The sequence below is a fragment of the Streptomyces sp. NPDC085937 genome (assembly GCF_044540535.1).
Classification (GTDB): domain Bacteria; phylum Actinomycetota; class Actinomycetes; order Streptomycetales; family Streptomycetaceae; genus Streptomyces.
Genome location: NZ_JBITSH010000008.1, coordinates 279,419 through 297,748, shown reverse-complemented (window position 1 = coordinate 297,748; position 18,330 = coordinate 279,419). Strand labels below are relative to the sequence as shown.

Below are 18,330 nucleotides of genomic sequence, written 5' to 3'. Positions count from 1 at the left end.
TCCTCGGGGTACGAGTCAGGTCTGTACGCACCTTCGCGCGCGCAGCGCGCCGGCCGGAACGGCTGCGAGTGCCGTGCCCGGGGCACGGCCGCTGCCCGGAAGGGCAAGCTGAGCCGTGCCTGCCCGCCCGCTCATGTCCCGTCCCGCGACGGCCCGGCAGCCCACGCACCGACGTGTGTCGGTCCCCGGGGCGGCGAGCCGGCTCTGGCTGCGACTCCGGCACCTGAGCCCGGGGTTCGGTGGTGCCGACGCCCGTTTCGCGTCCGGTCCGGTCCCCAGGGCCGGGGGAGTCGGCTGCGACTCCCGTATCTGACCCGGGGGCCGGCGGTTGCCGACGCGCGGGCGGGGGCAAGAAGTGGGCCTGGCAGGGCACTTGACGCTGCCCCCGGGGCTCCTGACGGTCTCCGGGGAAGCCCGTAGCGTCGATGCGTGAGCCTATGGACTTCTCTTGAGCCGGCGTCGACGACGGTCGACCCCGGCGCCGGCACGACGGTGCGGCTGCGCGTGCGCAACACCGGTGACGTGGTGGACGAGTACCGGTTCGAGCCGGTGGGCGACCTCGCGCCGTGGGCGCGGGTGGAGCCGCCGTCGCTGCGGCTGTACCCGGGCACCACGGGGACGGTCGAGGTGTCCTTCGCCATCCCGCGGACCCCGGACGCGGCGGCCGGACCGCACCCGTACGCGGTGCGGATCACGCCGACGGAGCACCCCGAGGCGACCACCGTCCCCGAGGGGAACGTGACGGTCACGCCGTTCACCGAGGTGCGGGCCGAGCTGGTGCCGCCGGTGGTGAAGGGGCGGCTGCGGGGCAAGCCGGTGCTCGCGGTGGACAACGTCGGCAACACCAAGGTGACCGCGTCGCTCGGCGGGAGCGACAACGGCGACCAGCTGTCGTTCGACCTGGACCCGGGCAACGTGCAGATCGAGCCCGGACGCGCGGCGTTCGTCAAGGCGCGGCTGAAGCCCCGGGAGATCATCTGGTTCGGCTCGAAGCAGGAGCGCCCCTACACGCTGACCGTGCAGCGGTCGGGCGTCGACCCGCTGGGCGTGGAGGGCACGTTCGTCCAGCGTGGCTTCCTGCCCGGCTGGCTGGCCACCGTGCTGGGGATGACGGTGGCGCTGGCCGTCGCGTTCGTCGTGATCTGGCTGACGTACAAGCCGGACGTGCGGTCCCTGGCCACCGAGAAGACGGCGCAGACCGAGGCGGCCGCGATCCCCGCCCCCGACCCCTCGGTGTCCGCGCCGATCACCCTGCCGAGTGCCGGGGCGTCGCAGCCGGAGCAGCCGCCCCAGCAGGAGAAGCCCGCCGACACCGGCGGGGCCCCGGACAGCGGCGGCTCCGGGGAGAAGGAGGAGGAGAAGCCCGCCTCCGGCAGCGGCGGTGGCGGCGGAGGCGGCCAGAAGCAGCAGTCCCAGTCGCAGCCGCTGGTCGGCAACTTCATCGTGGGCGTCGGGTCCGACCGGTGCGTCACCGTCCCGCTGAAGAAGGGCAAGGCGCAGGACGGCACCGGTCTGGTGCTGCAGGACTGCGACCCGAAGGCCCCCAACCAGCGGTGGGAGTTCCTGGACGACGCGAGCGTGCGCTCCATGGGCATGTGCATGGACGTGGCCTGGGGCTCCCGGGACGACGGCGCCCTGATCCAGCTCGCCCGGTGCACCACCAACCCCGCGCAGGACTTCGTGATGAGCGGTGCGGCGGACCTCGTCAACCCGCAGGCGGACAAGTGCGTGGACGCCATGTGGAGCGGCACCGCCAACGGCACCGGCCTGCACCTGTGGACGTGCGGGGGCACGCCCAACCAGAAGTGGCAGGTGCGGACGCCCTGACGCGGCGCCGCACCCGCCCCGGCCGGGGCGGCTACCAGGTGCCCTCGCCCGGCACCAGCCGCCCCGCCTTGCGGTACTCCCGCCGCGCCCCCTCCAGCAGGTCGGCCGTGGTGACCGGCCCGCCCCGGTCCGCCGCCGCGTAGGCGGCGGTGACCACGGCGCTGCGGATGGAACCGCCGGCCAGCTCGAAGTCCCGTGCGACCTGACGGGCGTCGACGTCGTCCGCGCACGGCACGCGGGAGAGGCTGTGCCGCCACAGCGCGAGCCGCTGGTCGGCGTCCGGGAACGGGAAGTCGACCACCAGGTCGAGCCGCCGGGTGAACGCCTCGTCGATGTTGGCGCGCAGGTTGGTGGTGAGCAGCGCGATGCCGTCGAAGGACTCCAGGCGCTGGAGCAGGTAGGCGCTTTCCATGTTGGCGTACCGGTCGTGCGCGTCCTTGACCTCGGAGCGCTTGCCGAACACCGCGTCCGCCTCGTCGAAGAGCAGGACCGCGTCGGTGCGGTCCGCCTCGGAGAAGACGCGCTCCAGGTTCTTCTCGGTCTCGCCGACGTACTTGTCCACGACCGACGACAGCCGTACGACGTAGAGGTCCAGGCCGAGTTCGGCGGCGACGACCTCGGCGGACAGGGTCTTGCCGGTGCCCGAGTCGCCCGCGAACAGACCGAGCACGCCGCGCCCCCGGCCGCCGCCGGCGCTCAGCCGCCAGTCGCCGAGCACCCGGTCGCGCAGCCGGGCCCGCCGGGCCAGTTCCCGCAGCTGCGCGAGGGGGGCCTCGGGCAGCACCAGGTCGTCCCAGGTGACCGCGGGGCGGATGCGCCGGGCGTGCTGTTCCAGACCGGAGGTCGACTGCTGGCGCGCCGCGAGCCGGAGGTGGGCGGGGGTGAGGGCGGTGCCGTCGAACGCGGCGAGGCCCCGCGCGGCCCGCACGGCCCGCGCCACCCGGTCGGTGCTCAGGTGGTAGGAGGCGACGGTCGCGGCGAGGTCGAAGCCGAGGGTGTCCGTCCGCGCGGCGGAGCGATCCGTGCCGTCCCCGTCGCCCAGGGCGGCGGAGTGATCCGTGCCGTCCCCGTCGTCCAGGGCGGGGGAGTGGTCCGCGTCGTCCCCGTCGTCCAGGGCGGCGGCCCAGGTGCGTACGGCGTCGGCGCCCAGCCGGGGGGCGTCCAGGACGAGCGGATCGTGGTCGCACCACTGCGGGTCGTACGGCCGGGGGCCGGTGAACACCACGGTCACATCGGGCACCGACAGTGCCCGCACGAGTGCCCCGGGGTCGTCCGGGAGCGCGGAGACGACCACCGCGAGGTTCCGCAGCCGGGCCTCGCGCACCAGCGCGGGCAGCGGCTCGTCGGCGTGCGGGCCCCTGGGCGTGTAGTGCAGGGCGCCGCCGGGCAGGGCGCGCGCCGCGTGCGCGAGGCCCTCGCCCTCGCGGTGCTCGCGCAGGTAGACGGTGAGCGGTTCCTCGGCGAGCCGCGCGGCGAGCCGCCCGGTGAAGGTGCCGTCGCCGGGTGTTCCGGCGGTGGCCGGGAGGGTGAGCGGGCGGACCCGTCCGGTGAGGGACGCGTCGGGGGTGTCGTCGCCGAGGAGATGGGCGACGAGCCGTCCCGGGACGCGCAGCGAGCGGCTGAGGAAGGGGCGTTCCGGCTCCTCGACCTCCAGCAGGGCCAGCGCGCGCAGGGGCGCGGAGGGGTGGAAGACGGCACGCGCCTCGGGACGGTGCACGGGGGCGCCGCACAGGTCGAGCGCGAGTCCGGTGGTGGCGCGGCGGCGGCCCACGTCGTCGTTGAGGTAGCCGTACAGCGGCTCGAAGGAGCGGTCGAGGTCCGGGGCGAGCGCCGCGAGCAGCACGGCGGCCTCCAGCGGGCGCAGGCCGAGCCGCCGTACGAGCGGGCCGAGCCGGTCGCCGGGGGGCTCGTCGTCGGCGGGCTCGTCGGGGGCGGCCGGGAGGGGGGCGGCGTTCAGGTGGTGCCGTACGGCGTTCTCGTCGAGGTAGAGGCCGCGGAGCGGGTCGCCGGCGGTCGGGTCGCCGGCGGAGCGGTCCCCGACCAGCCGGGCGACGCGTTCGCGGAGCCAGGTGACGCGGGTGAGGAGCGCCTCGGCCGGGTCGTGGAGCGGGCCGTTCACCGGGTGCGCCGCCCCCGCTCGACGTGGTGCGGACGGTGGTGGCGGCCGGGTGCGTCGTCCTGGACGCCGTCGACGGAGCGGACCCGGACGACCGCGCCCTCGGTGACCGGCGGCCCGGCGTCGTACTCGGGGTAGGACGGGAAGGGCACCAGCACCACCAGGTCGAGGGACGGCTTGAGTTCCCCGCCGAGCGCGGACCAGATCTCGGCGAGCGACCGCGACTCGGTCTGCGTGCCGGCCACGGACAGGGAGATGGACAGGCCCAGGGAGGCCAGGGTGGGCGGCAGTTCGTCGGGCGGCAGGATTTCGCGGGGGAGCAGCGTGGCGATGCAGGCCGACAACAGGCGGTGCTCGTCCTGGGGTTGCCGGGTCCAGGCGGTGACCAGGTACGACAGCCGGAACCAGCGCGGGGGCATCCGGCGCTTCACCACCTGGCCGCTGCCGTCGGTGACCGGGACGGTGCCGCGTTCGCGCCGGGAGACCTCCTCGCGGATGTCGTAGAGGTAGGCGTTGAGGGTGGGCGCGTTGCGGCGGGCCGCCCAGTCCCGGGTCGGGGCGTCCAGGGACACCTCGATGCCGGAGCCGGTCAGGGCGCCGCTCGTCAGGAGGCCCTTGAGGACCTCGTCCACCTCGTGGATCACCGTCGTACTCCTGCTCTGCCGTTGCGCGGCTCACCGGCCGCCGGACCGCCGGGCTTCCCCGATGGTGCCCAGGCGCGCGCGAGGGCGTGCCCCGGCCCGTGCGGGGCCGGGGCACGGCGGTCTGCCCGAGGGGTCAATTCGGTTGCCTGTACGGTCAGATGTAACCTTCCCGAAGGGCGTACGCGACGGCGTGCGCCCGGTTGCGGAGGTGCAGCCGGGTGGTGATTCCGTGCAACACGTTCTTGACCGTCCGCTCGGAGTACGAGAGCTTGCCGGCGATCTCGCCCGTGTCCAGCCCTTCGGAGACCAGTCGCAGGACGTCCACCTCACGTGCCGTCAGGCCGGTCGCGGGACCGCCGGAGTGACCCGTCGAGGTGCGGTGCAGGGTGCCCACGCGGTTGATCAGCCGGCCCAGCAGGTCGCCGGGGAGGTCCCCGTCGCCCCGGGACGCCGCGACGACGGCCCGCACCAGCCGGTGGGCGGTGGCCTCGTGGCGCCAGACGATCGCGCCGACCCCGCACTCCACCACGTCGAGCAGTTCGTTCTCCCGGATCGCGCCCACCACCAGCACGGCACGGCTGCCGTCGCTGCGCACGAGCTTGCGCATGCGGGTCAACAGGTCCTCGTCGAGCTGGTCGTTGACGAGCAGGGCGACGGTTCCGGGACCGGGGCGGCCGTCCTCCACCAGTTCGATGACCGGGTGGCGGCGCAGTTCGCTGGCCGCGCCGGCCCGGGAGATGGGGTCCTGGGCCTCGACCAGCACGGGGATGCGGCTGCCGGGCCCGGTGGGCGTGAGCGTGGGGGTGGCCGTCTCCGGGTTCCCGAACGAGCTGTGCAACCGATTCCCCATACCCGACCGTGCGGGCCCCACAGGGGCGACCGCGTCCGACGCTTCGCTCACACACTGCTGTGGCGGATGGGACGCGGGCAATCGTGGAGGACCACGAGACGCACCACGAGATCACGCGGTGCCCCGCGCGCCGGGACGGCGGCCGGGCGGTGGCTCGGCGGGAGTGGATCACGCCCCGGTGCGTCCCGTCCATACCCGTGGCGGGGATTCACACCTTCTTACCGTTTCTTGCCTCAACAGGCCGTCGGCTTCGGCCCGTCGGGGCACCCGACGGGCCCGGCGCGCGTCCTTCAGGAGGGGACCGGCTGCCCCGCCGCCGTCCCCCGACCACGATCCGCCCGGCCCAGGAGGAACCGTTGCCCTTAGTGGACCCCCTCAGCGAACGGGACGACGTCCTGCGCCTGCTGGCCGCCGAGGCGGAACGGGCCCGTGCGGGATCGGGCCGGCTGGTCCTGCTGCGCGGCGCCACCGGCACCGGACGCACCGCCCTCCTCAGGGCCGCGGCGCAGCAGGCGTCGGGCCGGGGGATGCGGGTGCTGCGGGCCCGTTGCACCCCTGAGGACCGGGGCACGGACTGGGGCGTCGCCCGCCAGCTCTTCGGGGAGGAGGCGGACTTCCTCCAGGACGCCCCGGCGGCGTCCGCCCAGGCACCGGCGGCCCACACCCCGGCGGCGCACACCCCCGCGGCGCACAGCCCTGCCCAGGCGGAGCCCGGCCCCACCCCGGCCGAGCGACGCCGGACCCGAGGGGCGCAGCTGTGGCGGCTGCTGGAGACGTACGCACGGCGGACGCCGCTGTTCGTGGCGGTCGACGACGTGCACGCCGCCGACCCGTCCTCACGCCGCTGGCTGACCGAGGCGGCCCGGCTGGCCGACGGCCTGCCGGTGCTGCTGGTGGTCACCGAGCGCAGCCAGTACGACATCGACCCGGCCGCTCCCGGCCTGGCGCACGGGCTGTCCCCGGCCTTCGTGCACACCCACACCCTCGCCCCGCTGAGCGCGGACGCCGCCACGGGCCTGGTGCGGGCCGCCTTCCCGCAGGCTGCGCCGGACCGGGTGGCCGACTGCGTACGGGCCGGGGCGGGCAATCCGCTGCTGCTGCGCGCCCTGCTGCACGACCTGTCGTCCTGGAACGCCGACGACGGCTCCGCCCGGCCGGCCGCGCTGCCGGACACCTGCGCGGCGCTGTACCCGGGCGCCTACCCGGACGTCGTCTCCTGGTGGCTGGCCGGCGCGGGCGGGGCCACGGCCCGGGTCGCCCGCTGCCTGGCCGTGCTGGAGAGCGCGGAGTCGGACGCGGGGGCCGTGCGCCCCCCGGCCGCGGACGGTACGGCGCCCGCGCGGGACTGGTGCCCGGGGTACTGCCCCGACGAGCGCCGCGACACCCAGGCGCGGATCGCGGCCAGGATGGCCCAGGCGGACCCGGCCCGGGTCGCCGGCTGGCTCACCGCGATGACCCGCCTCGGCCTGCTGCGGCGAGGGGAGGACGGCCTGCACCGGTACGCGCACCCGCTGCTGCGGGACGCCGTGCTCAGCGGCTGGACCAGCGGCCGGCGCCGGGAGGCGCACCGCACGGCGGCCGAGGAGCTGATGGGCGAGGGCGCCCCGGCCGGCGTGGTCGCCGGGCACCTGTTCCACGGATCCGCGGTGGCCGAGCCCTGGGCGGTGGACGTCCTGGTCGAGGCGGCGGGGGAGGAGGTGCGGGCGGGCCGGCCACGCTGCGCCGTGGCGTACCTGCGGCGCGCCCTGGACGAGCCCATGGCGCCGGTGCGCCGGGCCACCGTGCTGATCCAGCTCGGTTCCCTGGAGTGCGCCGCGCACCCGTCCGGCGGCCTCGCCCGGCTGGCCCAGGCCGTACGGCTGCCGGGCGAGTCCCGGGACCGGGTGCGGGCGATGGTGGCCCTGGCCACGGCGCTCGCCCGCAGCGGGGAGACCGGGGCGGCGCTGCGGATGCTCCGCGAGGAGGAACAGCGGCTCGCGGGCCGGCCCGGCCTGGTGCGTACGCTGCGCGCGGTCGCCGTGCTGATGTCCGACGCCACCCCCGACGCGCTGCGCCCGGAGCACGAGGCGCCGCTGCCCGGGCCCGAGGGGGACGGCCCGGACCTGCTGGACGCGGCCCGGCGGATGCTGGCCGTACGGCACGGGGCGACGGCCGGGCTGATCTCCTCGCGGGACGCGATGGAACGGATCCGCGCGCTCACCGACGGACCCGCCGACCCGCTCGCCGTGCCGTTCCTGTTCGGGATGGCGGCGCTGGTGGCGCACTGGGCGGACGAACTCGACGAGGCCGAGCAGCTGGTGCGGCGGGCGCTGGATCCGCTGGGGTCCTTCCTGCTGCACCCGATGCACCACATCCTGACCGACGTACGGGTGGACCTCGCGGCGGCCCGCGCCGACCACGACGCCGTGCTGGCCGAACCGAGCGCGCGGACCCCCCGGATCCGCTCGTCCGGGCCCGGGCCCACGAGCGCGCACACGCAGGCCGTGATCGCCCTGGTGGAGACGGGACGGCTGGAGCAGGCCGCCAGGCTCGTGGACGGCTTCGAGCTGCCGACCGCCCCGGACTCCTGGCGCACGCACCGCTTCCTGTACGCGCGGGGGGTGCTGCGCGCGGCGGCCGGGGAGCCGGCGGCGGCACTGGAGGACTTCGAGGAGTGCGGCCGGCGGCAGGCGTCCCGCGAGGCGTACCTGTCCGTGGCCTCCCCCTGGCGGGTGGGCGCCGCCGAGTGCCTGCTGGCGCTCGGCAGGCCGCACGAGGCGCTGGCGCACGCCGAGGAGGAGGCGCGGCTCGCCGAGGTCTGGCACACCCCGCGGGTGCGGGGGCGCGCGCTGCGGGTGCTGGGTGAGGCGACGGGCGGCCGGCGCGGGCTGCGGCTCACCGGCAGGGCGGTCGCGCTGCTGCGGGGGACTCCGGCCGACGCCGAGCTGATCGCCGCGCTGATCGCCCACGGACGATTGCTGCTCGCCTCTCGGGAGCGCTCCCAGGCGCGGGAGACCCTGTACGAGGCGGTGGAGCGGGCGGAGCGCCTGGGCGCGGTCCGGCTGCGCGGGGTGGCCGAGGAGCTGCTGCACGAGGGCGGTGCCCGGCGCGCGGGCGCCCCGCGCACGGGTCCGGCCGCGCTGACGGACAGCGAGCGCCGCATCGCGGGCCTGGCGGCGGAGGGCCGTACGAACGCGGAGATAGCGGCGTCCCTGCACCTGGCCCGCCGCACGGTGGAGACCCACCTGACGGCGGCCTACCGCAAACTGGGCATCACCCGCCGCACGGAACTCCCCACGGCCCTCCCCCCGTCCCCCTACGGGCCCCCGGCCCGAGCGAGCTGACGGCGACTGACCGCCCGCGCAAGGGCACGGGCGGTGGTACCGGGCGCGGCGGGCCGGTGAGCTGCCCGCCCGCCCCGGGGGTGCGGGGCGTGGGCGACCGTGGTGACTCCCCCCGGCCCGGGCGGGCTGACGGAGTCCCGGGACGCCGAAGGGGCCGCCCCTTCCGGGGCGGCCCCTTCGGTGCGTGGGGGTGTTACTTCACCGGTTCCGGCTCGGGAGCCGTCTCCGTCTCCTCCTCGCCCGCCGGGTCGATCGGGGTCTTGACGGACTCCAGCAGGAGCTGGGCGACGTCGACGACCTGGGTCGACTCCTTCGCCTTGCCGTCGTTCTTCTTGCCGTTGACCGAGTCGGTCAGCATGACCAGGCAGAACGGGCAGGCCGTGGAGATGATGTCCGGGTTGAGGGAGAGGGCCTCGTCGACGCGCTCGTTGTTGATGCGCTTGCCGATCCGCTCCTCCATCCACATCCGGGCGCCGCCGGCGCCGCAGCAGAAGCCGCGCTCCTTGTGGCGGTGCATCTCCTCGTTGCGCAGGCCCGGGACCTTGCCGATGATCTCGCGCGGCGGCGTGTAGATCTTGTTGTGGCGTCCCAGGTAGCACGGGTCGTGGTAGGTGATGAGGCCCTCGACCGGGGTGACCGGGATCAGCTTGCCCTCGTCCACCAGGTGCTGGAGCAGCTGGGTGTGGTGGATGACCTCGTAGTCGCCGCCGAGCTGCGGGTACTCGTTGCCCAGGGTGTTGAGGCAGTGCGGGCAGGTGGCGACGATCTTCTTCGACGCCTTCGGCTTGCGCGACTCCTCGGTCACCTTGCCGTCGTCGTCCATCTCCTCGCCGAACGCGGCGTTGAGGGACATGACGTTCTCCATGCCGAGCTCCTGGAACAGGGGCTCGTTGCCGAGACGGCGGGCGGAGTCACCGGTGCACTTCTCGTCGCCGCCCATGATCGCGAACTTGACGCCCGCGATGTGCAGCAGCTCCGCGAAGGCCTTGGTGGTCTTCTTGGCGCGGTCCTCCAGGGCACCGGCGCAGCCGACCCAGTAGAGGTACTCGACCTCGGACAGGTCCTCGATGTCCTTGCCGACGACCGGGACCTCGAAGTCGACCTCCTTGGTCCACTCCAGGCGCTGCTTCTTCGCCAGGCCCCAGGGGTTGCCCTTCTTCTCCAGGTTCTTGAGCATCGTGCCCGCCTCGGACGGGAAGGCGCTCTCGATCATCACCTGGTAGCGGCGCATGTCGACGATGTGGTCGACGTGCTCGATGTCCACCGGGCACTGCTCGACGCAGGCGCCGCAGGTGGTGCAGGACCACAGGACGTCCGGGTCGATGACGCCGTTCTCCTCGGCGGTGCCGATCAGCGGGCGCTCGGCCTCGGCGAGGGCGGCGGCGGGCACACCGGCCAGCTGCTCCTCGGACGCCTTCTCCTCGCCCTCCATGGTCTTGCCGCCGCCGGCCAGCAGGTACGGGGCCTTGGCGTGCGCGTGGTCGCGCAGCGACATGATCAGCAGCTTGGGGGAGAGCGGCTTGCCGGTGTTCCATGCGGGGCACTGCGACTGGCAGCGTCCGCACTCGGTGCAGGTGGAGAAGTCCAGCAGGCCCTTCCAGGAGAACTGCTCGACCTGGGAGACGCCGAAGACGTCGTCGTCACCGGGGTCGGTGAAGTCGATCGGCTTGCCGCCGGAGGTCATCGGCTGCAGGGCGCCCAGGGCGGTCCCGCCGTCGGCCTCGCGCTTGAACCAGATGTTGGGGAAGGCGAGGAAGCGGTGCCAGGCCACACCCATGTTGGTGTTGAGCGAGACGACGATCATCCAGACGAACGACGTCCCGACCTTGATCATGGCGACCAGGTAGACCAGGTTCTGCAGCGCGCCGACCGACAGCCCCTTGAAGGCCAGCACCAGCGGGTACGACGCGAAGTACGACGCCGAGTAGCTGTCGACGTGGTGCAGGGCGCCCTCGAGGCCGCGCAGCACGTAGATCGCGAGGCCGATGGTGAGGATGACGTACTCGACGAAGTACGCCTGGCCGGCCTTGGAGCCGGCGAAGCGGGACTTGCGGCCGGGCCGGGACGGCAGGCTGAGCAGGCGGATCACGATCAGCGCCGCGATGCCCAGGACCGTCATGACACCGATGAACTCGATGTACATCTCGAACGGCAGGAAGTCGCCGATGACCGGCAGCACCCAGTCGGCCTGGAAGAGCTGGCCGAAGGCCTGGGCGAGGGTCGGCGGCAGCGTCAGGAAGCCGACGGCGACGAACCAGTGGGCGATGCCGACGATGCCCCACCGGTTCATGCGGGTGTGGCCGAGGAACTCCCGCACCAGGGTCACACTGCGCTGGTAGGGATTGTCGGTCCGGGTGCCGGCCGGGACCGGCTGGCCCAGCTTGAAGTGCCGGACGAACTGGCCGATCGCGCGTGCGAGCAGCGCAACGCCGACCACGGTCAGGACCAGCGACACGATGATCGCGGCGAGTTGCATGAGGGCTCCTCGGGCCTGCGAGGGGTTCAGGGTGTGGAGTGGGTTGTCGGGGGCTTCACCGGGACTTGCCTTCCGGCTTCCCCGAGATTACTAAGCGGTAACTTATGCAGTCCGTCTGAGACTACCCCCATCTCCGGCCGCACTGTAGCCGGGCACGGGGTGATCTGAATCGCTGAGGGTTGCCTTCGCGGGTGACCGGTGGGCCGGCCGGCGGACGCCCTGGTGGGTGCCCGGGAGGCGCCCCGGCGACCGTCCCGGATGGCGTCCGGGATCCGATCGTGTTATTCACGCCAAATCAGTCGATACGCCCCTAACTTATATCCGTGCTCTACGGGATCGTCGCCGCCGCCACCGCCCTGCTGCTGTCCGCCCTGCTCACGGGGGTCCTGCGGGCCCCCGCCCTGCGCCTGGGGCTCGTGGACCGCAGGCGTCGCCGGCCTGTGCCGCTGTCCGGGGGAACGGCCGTCGTGCTGGCGACCGCCCTGGTCGCGGCGGCCGGGGACGCCCTGGGCGCCGCCCCGCTCGGCGCCGGGATCGGCAGGGTGGTCGTGGCCGCCGGCTGTGTCGCGGTGCTCGGGCTGGCCGCAGACGCCTGGCGGCTGCGCCGGTGGGTCACGCCCGCCGGCACGGCCGTGGCGGCGGCGCTCGTCGTCCCCTACGAGGAGACCGGGATGCCCGGCGGGGTGCTGGCCGCGGCATGCGTCGTCGTCGCGACCGTCGCCTTCCGGGGCCTGGACCACGCCGACGGCCTGGCCGGGACCGTGGGGGCGGTGGGCGCGTTCGCGCTGGCCGTCTGCGCGGCGGCCGAGGTGATGGACGGACTCGCCGCGCTGCTCGGCGCCCTGTCCGCCGCCCTCGCCGGGTTCCTGCTGCACAACTGGTTCCCCGCGCAGGCGGCGCTCGGGGCGGGCGGAGCGCTGTTCACCGGCTTCCTCCTGTCCTCCTCGGCGGTGTTCGTGCGGGCCGGACAGGGAATCGGCTCCGGAGCCGCCGTGTTGTTCGCGCTGACGGCCCTGGCGTGTGCGGACGGCGCCCTGGTGGTACTCGGGCGGCGGCTCGACCGCCGGCCGGTGACCCGCGGACGGCCGGACCACCTCGCGCACCGGATGCGGCGGCTGGGGCTCGCGCCCCGCGCGGCCGTGGCGCTGCTCGGTGCCGGGGCCGCGGGCGCGGCGGTGGTCGCGGTGTGCGTGCACACGGGGAGGCTGCCCGCGGGTGCGGCGCTGTGGGTCGCCGGGGTCGTGGCGGTGCTCGTCCTGGGGCTGATGCGGTTGCCCGTCACCCCTGTTTTCCGGCCGCGTCAACGTTCGGCCAGCGCGTCCTCGCAGGTCAGCGAGCGGTTGCGTGTAAGGAGCGGATAAGAGTTGAGTCTGGCCGACTCAGCTCTGTTGACCCCACGCCGGACGTCATGCATGCTTGAGTCTGTTCCACTCAAGTCAGCTGGAGGAATCGAAATGGCACGTGCGGTCGGCATCGACCTGGGCACGACTAACTCCGTCGTCAGCGTTCTGGAGGGCGGCGAGCCCACCGTCATCACCAACGCCGAGGGCGCCAGGACCACGCCTTCCGTCGTCGCCTTCGCCAAGAACGGTGAGGTGCTGGTCGGCGAGGTGGCCAAGCGCCAGGCCGTGACGAACGTCGACAGGACCATCCGGTCGGTCAAGCGCCACATGGGCACCGACTGGAAGATCAACCTGGACGGCAAGGACTTCAACCCGCAGCAGATCAGCGCCTTCGTGCTGCAGAAGCTGAAGCGGGACGCCGAGGCGTACCTGGGCGAGAAGGTGACCGACGCGGTCATCACCGTCCCGGCGTACTTCAACGACGCCGAGCGCCAGGCGACCAAGGAGGCCGGCGAGATCGCCGGCCTGAACGTGCTGCGCATCGTCAACGAGCCGACGGCCGCCGCCCTGGCGTACGGCCTCGACAAGGACGACCAGACCATCCTCGTCTTCGACCTCGGTGGCGGTACCTTCGACGTCTCCCTGCTGGAGATCGGCGACGGTGTCGTCGAGGTGAAGGCCACCAACGGTGACAACCACCTCGGTGGTGACGACTGGGACCAGCGCGTCGTCGACTACCTGGTCAAGCAGTTCCAGTCGGGTCACGGCGTGGACCTGTCCAAGGACAAGATGGCGCTGCAGCGTCTGCGTGAGGCCGCCGAGAAGGCGAAGATCGAGCTGTCCTCGTCCACCGAGACCTCGATCAACCTCCCCTACATCACCGCCTCCGCCGAGGGCCCCCTGCACCTCGACGAGAAGCTGACCCGCGCGCAGTTCCAGCAGCTGACCGCGGACCTGCTCGAGCGCTGCAAGACGCCGTTCAACAACGTCATCAAGGACGCCGGCATCTCCGTCAGCGAGATCGACCACGTCGTCCTGGTCGGTGGCTCGACCCGTATGCCCGCCGTCGCCGACCTGGTCAGGGACCTGACCGGCGGCAAGGAGGCCAACAAGGGCGTCAACCCGGACGAGGTCGTCTCCATCGGCGCCGCGCTCCAGGCCGGTGTCCTCAAGGGCGAGGTCAAGGACGTCCTCCTGCTCGACGTCACCCCGCTGTCCCTCGGCATCGAGACCAAGGGCGGCATCATGACCAAGCTGATCGAGCGCAACACCACGATCCCGACCAAGCGCTCCGAGATCTTCACCACGGCCGAGGACAACCAGCCGTCGGTGCAGATCCAGGTCTACCAGGGCGAGCGCGAGATCGCGGCGTACAACAAGAAGCTCGGCATGTTCGAGCTGACCGGCCTGCCGCCGGCGCCGCGTGGCGTCCCGCAGATCGAGGTCTCCTTCGACATCGACGCCAACGGCATCATGCACGTCACGGCGAAGGACCTCGGCACCGGCAAGGAGCAGAAGATGACCGTCACCGGCGGCTCCTCGCTGCCGAAGGACGAGGTCGACCGGATGCGCCAGGAGGCCGAGAAGTACGCGGAGGAGGACCACGCCCGCCGCGAGGCCGCCGAGTCCCGCAACCAGGGCGAGCAGCTCGTCTACCAGACGGAGAAGTTCCTCGCGGACAACGCGGACAAGGTCCCCGGTGACGTCAGGACGGAGGTCGAGGAGGCCGTCGCCGAGCTGAAGGAGAAGCTCAAGGGCGAGGACACCGCCGAGATCCGCACCGCCACCGAGAAGGTCGCCGCCGTCTCCCAGAAGCTGGGCCAGGCCATGTACGCCGACGCCCAGGGCGCCCAGGCCGCCGGTGGCGCGTCCGCCGGCGAGGCCAAGGCCGACGACGACGTCGTCGACGCCGAGATCGTCGACGAGGACCGCAAGGACGGTGCGGCGTGACGGAAGAGACCCCGGGCTTCGACGAGCAGCAGCAGCCCGACGTCCCTTCCGGCGCACCGACCGACGACGCCGAGCCGAAGGCCGCCGCTCCCTCCGAGGAGGAGGCGGCCCCGGCCGGGGACACGGGGCAGAACGCCGCCCTGGTGGCTCAGCTGGACCAGGCCCGCACCGCGCTCGGTGAGCGCACCGCGGATCTCCAGCGCCTCCAGGCCGAGTTCCAGAACTACCGCCGCCGTGTCGAGCGGGACCGGGTGGCGGTCAAGGAGGTCGCCGTGGCGAACCTCCTGTCCGAACTGCTCCCGGTGCTGGACGACATCGGCCGCGCGCGGGAACACGGCGAGCTGGTCGGCGGCTTCAAGTCCGTCGCCGAGTCGCTGGAGACCACGGTGGCGAAGCTGGGCCTGCAGCAGTTCGGCAAGGAGGGCGAGCCCTTCGACCCGACGATCCACGAGGCCCTGATGCACTCCTACGCCCCGGACGTCACCGAGACGACGTGCGTGGCGATCCTGCAGCCGGGGTACCGCATCGGCGAGCGCACCATCCGCCCCGCGCGGGTGGCCGTCGCCGAGCCGCAGCCGGGCGCGCAGACGGTGAAGCCGGCCGAGGAGAGCACCGAGGCGCAGGCGGACGCGGAGAACAAGGAGAACGGTGGCCCGGAGGAGGGCTGACGTTATAGCTGACGCAGGGAAGGAGGGACGTCGGGGATGAGCACCAAGGACTTCATCGAGAAGGACTACTACAAGGTCCTCGGCGTCCCCAAGGACGCCACCGAGGCCGAGATCAAGAAGGCGTACCGGAAGCTCGCCCGCGAGTTCCACCCGGACGCCAACAAGGGCAACGCCAAGGCGGAGGAGCGCTTCAAGGAGATCTCCGAGGCGAACGACATCCTCGGCGACCCCAAGAAGCGCAAGGAGTACGACGAGGCGCGCGCCCTCTTCGGCAACGGCGGTTTCCGTCCGGGGCCGGGCGGGAGCGGCGGCACGTTCAACTTCGACCTGGGCGACCTCTTCGGAGGCCAGCCCGGCGGCGGCCAGGCGGGCGGCTTCGGCGGCGGCCTCGGTGACGTCTTCGGGGGCCTGTTCAACCGGGGCGGCGCGGGGACCACGAGGACCCAGCCGCGCCGGGGTCAGGACATCGAGTCCGAGGTGACGCTCAGCTTCACCGAGGCGATCGAGGGCGCGACCGTCCCGCTGCGGATGTCGTCGCAGGCGCCCTGCAAGGCCTGTTCGGGCACCGGCGACAAGAACGGCACACCGCGCGTGTGCCCGACCTGCGTCGGCACCGGGCAGGTGGCGCGGGGCTCCGGCGGCGGTTTCTCGCTGACGGACCCGTGCCCCGACTGCAAGGGCCGCGGCCTGATCGCGGAGGAGCCCTGCGAGGTCTGCAAGGGCAGCGGCCGGGCCAAGTCCTCGCGGACGATGCAGGTGCGCATCCCCGCGGGGGTCAGCGACGGGCAGCGGATCCGGCTGCGCGGCAAGGGCGCTCCCGGTGAGCGCGGCGGGCCCGCGGGCGATCTGTACGTCGTCGTGCACGTCGGCACCCACCCGGTGTTCGGCCGCAAGGACGACAACCTGACCGTCACCGTGCCCGTCACGTATCCCGAGGCGGCTCTCGGCGGCGAGATCCGGGTCCCGACGCTGGGCGGTCCGCCGGTGACGCTGAAGCTTCCGCCGGGCACACCCAACGGGCGCACCATGCGCGCCCGCGGCAAGGGAGCGGTCCGCAAGGACGGCACCCGCGGTGACCTCCTGGTGACCGTCGAGGTGAGTGTTCCCAAGGACCTGTCGGGGAAGGCTCGTGACGCCCTGGAGGCGTATCGCGAGGCAACCGCGGACCAGGATCCGCGGGCGGAGCTGTTCCAGGCCGCGAAGGGAGCTTGATGCGATGGACGGCCGTCGACGCAATCCGTACGAACTGACCCAGGACACCCCGGTCTACGTCATTTCGGTGGCGGCCCAGCTGTCCGGTCTGCACCCGCAGACGCTGCGTCAGTACGACCGGCTGGGACTTGTGTCGCCGGACCGCACGGCGGGCCGGGGCCGGCGTTACTCGGCCCGTGACATCGAACTGCTCCGGCAGGTGCAGCAGCTGTCTCAGGACGAGGGCATCAACCTGGCCGGAATCAAGCGCATCATCGAACTGGAGAACCAGGTCGCCGCCCTTCAGGCCCGCGTGGCCGAACTGGAGGACGCGCTCGACGGCGCGGCGGCGGCGATGCGTCAGCGTGAGGCGGCCGTCCACGCCTCGTACCGCCGTGACCTGGTGCCCTACCAGGAAGTGCAGCAGACCAGCGCGCTGGTGGTGTGGCGGCCCAGGCGCCAGCAGCAGTCGGACTGACCACGCGCAACGCGCGGAAGGGGCCCCGGGGTTCACCGAACCCCGGGGCCCCTTCTCTTATGCCTGACCACATCTGTGACTATGGTATGCCTGCGTGTCCAGGTGATCCACGCGGCGTGTCCGCAGGACTTTCACGAGTTCAGCGGACCGTGCTGTGTCCATCTCGTTAAGTGGTTGCCCCTTGACGGCGATGGGCCCTGAAGCGTTGGCTTTTCAGTCACATGGGCCGCAAAGCTGTGCCCACGTCCAAAACGCACCTGAAGTGAGCCCTCGCATGCGTCGTATAGCCATATCCGTGGCCGCCGTCTCGATGTCCGTCACGCTCGCCGGCTGCGGCATGCTCGACGCGACAGGGAGCAGCGACGAGGCGAGCCCGGCCAAGGGGGACGACATCTCCGTCGGTCTCCTCCTCCCGGAGAAGGCCAACACGCGCTACGAGCAGTTCGACTACCCCTTCTTCAAGAAGAAGGTGGAGGCGCTCACCGACAACAAGGGCAAGGTCGAGTACGCCAACGCCGAGGCGGACGCCGACAAGCAGGCCTCCCAGATGCAGCGCATGATCGACGCGAAGGTCGACGTCATCGTGCTGGACGCGGTGGACGCGCACGCCATCGCGGAGAGCGTCACCAAGGCCAAGGACGCGGGCATCCCGGTCATCGCCTACGACCGGCTGGCCGAGGGCCCGATCGACGCGTACATCTCCTTCGACAACGAGCTGGTCGGCGAGGTGCAGGGCCGTTCGCTGCTGGAATCCTTCGGCGGCGACCTCAGCATCACCGACAAGGTCGTGATGATGAACGGCTCGTCGACCGACCCCAACGCCAAGCAGTTCAAGGCGGGCGCGCTGTCCGAGCTCAAGGGCAAGGTCACCATCGCCAAGTCCTTCGACACCAAGGACTGGGACCCCAAGAACGCCGAGAAGAACATGGCCGAGGCGATCGGCGAGATCGGCGCGGGGAAGATCAAGGGCGTCTACTCGGCCAACGACGGCATGGCGGGCGGCATCGTCAAGGCGCTGCGCGCCGCCGGTGTCACCGACCTGCCCCCGATCACCGGCCAGGACGCGGAGATCGCCGCGGTGCAGCGCATCGTCACCGGCGAGCAGTACATGAGCGTGTACAAGTCGTACCCGACGGAGGCCGAGAACGCGGCGGAGATGGCCGTGGCGCGGGTCCAGGGCCGGGACATCCAGTTCGACGCCCTCACCCGTGACCGGGTCGACAGCCCCACCGAGCAGGACATCCCGGCGCAGCTGGTGCCGGTGGTCGCGCTGACGCAGGAGAACATCCAGGACACGGTCATCGCCGACGGGTTCTACGACGTGTCGGACATCTGCACCGCCGAGTTCAAGTCCGCCTGCGAGGAGCTCGACCTGAAGTAACTCCCGTCGGTATTCGGCCACCCGCAGGTCTCCGGGCCGGCGCGGTGGCCGGCCCCGTGTTGCACAGCAGGTTCCGGCCGCGC

12 protein-coding genes are annotated in these 18,330 nt (G+C 72.7%); 8 read left to right on the top strand and 4 right to left on the bottom strand.

Translation table 11 applies throughout. From position 1 onward, the window contains the following. The first annotated feature begins 429 nt into the window (after positions 1-429). Positions 430-1,827 carry a ricin-type beta-trefoil lectin domain protein gene (locus ACIF8S_RS19535; protein WP_400000325.1) on the top strand — a complete coding sequence of 466 codons (1,398 nt, stop codon included), beginning with the start codon at positions 430-432 and terminating at the stop codon, positions 1,825-1,827. Between the two features lie 31 nt (positions 1,828-1,858). Here the strand turns inward: ACIF8S_RS19535 and ACIF8S_RS19530 are convergent, their stop codons facing one another. The 3 genes from ACIF8S_RS19530 to ACIF8S_RS19520 all read right to left on the bottom strand — a co-directional run bounded on the left by ACIF8S_RS19530 (position 1,859) and on the right by ACIF8S_RS19520 (position 5,425). Further along, on the bottom strand, positions 1,859-3,946 hold the full coding sequence (locus ACIF8S_RS19530) for an ATP-binding protein (RefSeq protein WP_400000323.1): 2,088 nt from the start codon (positions 3,944-3,946) through the stop codon (positions 1,859-1,861). Next, positions 3,943-4,587 (bottom strand): DUF4255 domain-containing protein, encoded by a 645-nt coding sequence (locus tag ACIF8S_RS19525; RefSeq protein WP_215214687.1) that lies wholly within the window; start codon positions 4,585-4,587, stop codon positions 3,943-3,945. The genes ACIF8S_RS19530 and ACIF8S_RS19525 overlap by 4 nt, the downstream gene beginning before the upstream one ends. A gap of 154 nt (positions 4,588-4,741) precedes the next feature. After that, positions 4,742-5,425, bottom strand: a complete 684-nt coding sequence (locus ACIF8S_RS19520; protein ID WP_400000321.1) for a LuxR C-terminal-related transcriptional regulator — start codon at positions 5,423-5,425, stop codon at positions 4,742-4,744. 377 nt (positions 5,426-5,802) lie between these two features. Here ACIF8S_RS19520 and ACIF8S_RS19515 point away from each other — a divergent pair, with 377 nt between their 5' ends. Beyond that, on the top strand, positions 5,803-8,760 hold the full coding sequence (locus ACIF8S_RS19515) for an AAA family ATPase (RefSeq protein WP_400000319.1): 2,958 nt from the start codon (positions 5,803-5,805) through the stop codon (positions 8,758-8,760). Between the two features lie 193 nt (positions 8,761-8,953). Here ACIF8S_RS19515 and ACIF8S_RS19510 read toward each other — a convergent pair whose 3' ends face one another. Continuing rightward, positions 8,954-11,236, bottom strand: a complete 2,283-nt coding sequence (locus ACIF8S_RS19510) for a (Fe-S)-binding protein (RefSeq protein WP_400000318.1) — start codon at positions 11,234-11,236, stop codon at positions 8,954-8,956. A gap of 323 nt (positions 11,237-11,559) precedes the next feature. Between ACIF8S_RS19510 and ACIF8S_RS19505 the strand changes: the two genes are divergently transcribed. The 6 genes from ACIF8S_RS19505 to ACIF8S_RS19480 all read left to right on the top strand — a co-directional run bounded on the left by ACIF8S_RS19505 (position 11,560) and on the right by ACIF8S_RS19480 (position 18,247). Beyond that, entirely contained in the window at positions 11,560-12,597 is a 1,038-nt protein-coding gene (locus tag ACIF8S_RS19505) for an undecaprenyl/decaprenyl-phosphate alpha-N-acetylglucosaminyl 1-phosphate transferase (protein ID WP_400000316.1), read from the top strand. A gap of 93 nt (positions 12,598-12,690) precedes the next feature. After that, entirely contained in the window at positions 12,691-14,529 is a 1,839-nt protein-coding gene (gene dnaK, locus ACIF8S_RS19500; RefSeq protein ID WP_400000314.1) for a molecular chaperone DnaK, read from the top strand. Continuing rightward, positions 14,526-15,197, top strand: a complete 672-nt coding sequence (gene grpE, locus ACIF8S_RS19495) for a nucleotide exchange factor GrpE (RefSeq protein WP_024885702.1) — start codon at positions 14,526-14,528, stop codon at positions 15,195-15,197. Before dnaK ends, grpE begins: the two co-directional genes overlap by 4 nt. Before the next feature lie 36 nt (positions 15,198-15,233). Further along, positions 15,234-16,409, top strand: a complete 1,176-nt coding sequence (gene dnaJ, locus ACIF8S_RS19490; RefSeq protein ID WP_145829177.1) for a molecular chaperone DnaJ — start codon at positions 15,234-15,236, stop codon at positions 16,407-16,409. A 4-nt stretch (positions 16,410-16,413) separates the two neighbouring features. After that, entirely contained in the window at positions 16,414-16,866 is a 453-nt protein-coding gene (locus ACIF8S_RS19485; RefSeq protein ID WP_400000312.1) for a heat shock protein transcriptional repressor HspR, read from the top strand. A 274-nt stretch (positions 16,867-17,140) separates the two neighbouring features. Beyond that, positions 17,141-18,247 carry a sugar ABC transporter substrate-binding protein gene (locus tag ACIF8S_RS19480; protein WP_400000310.1) on the top strand — a complete coding sequence of 369 codons (1,107 nt, stop codon included), beginning with the start codon at positions 17,141-17,143 and terminating at the stop codon, positions 18,245-18,247. Positions 18,248-18,330: the final 83 nt, after the last annotated feature.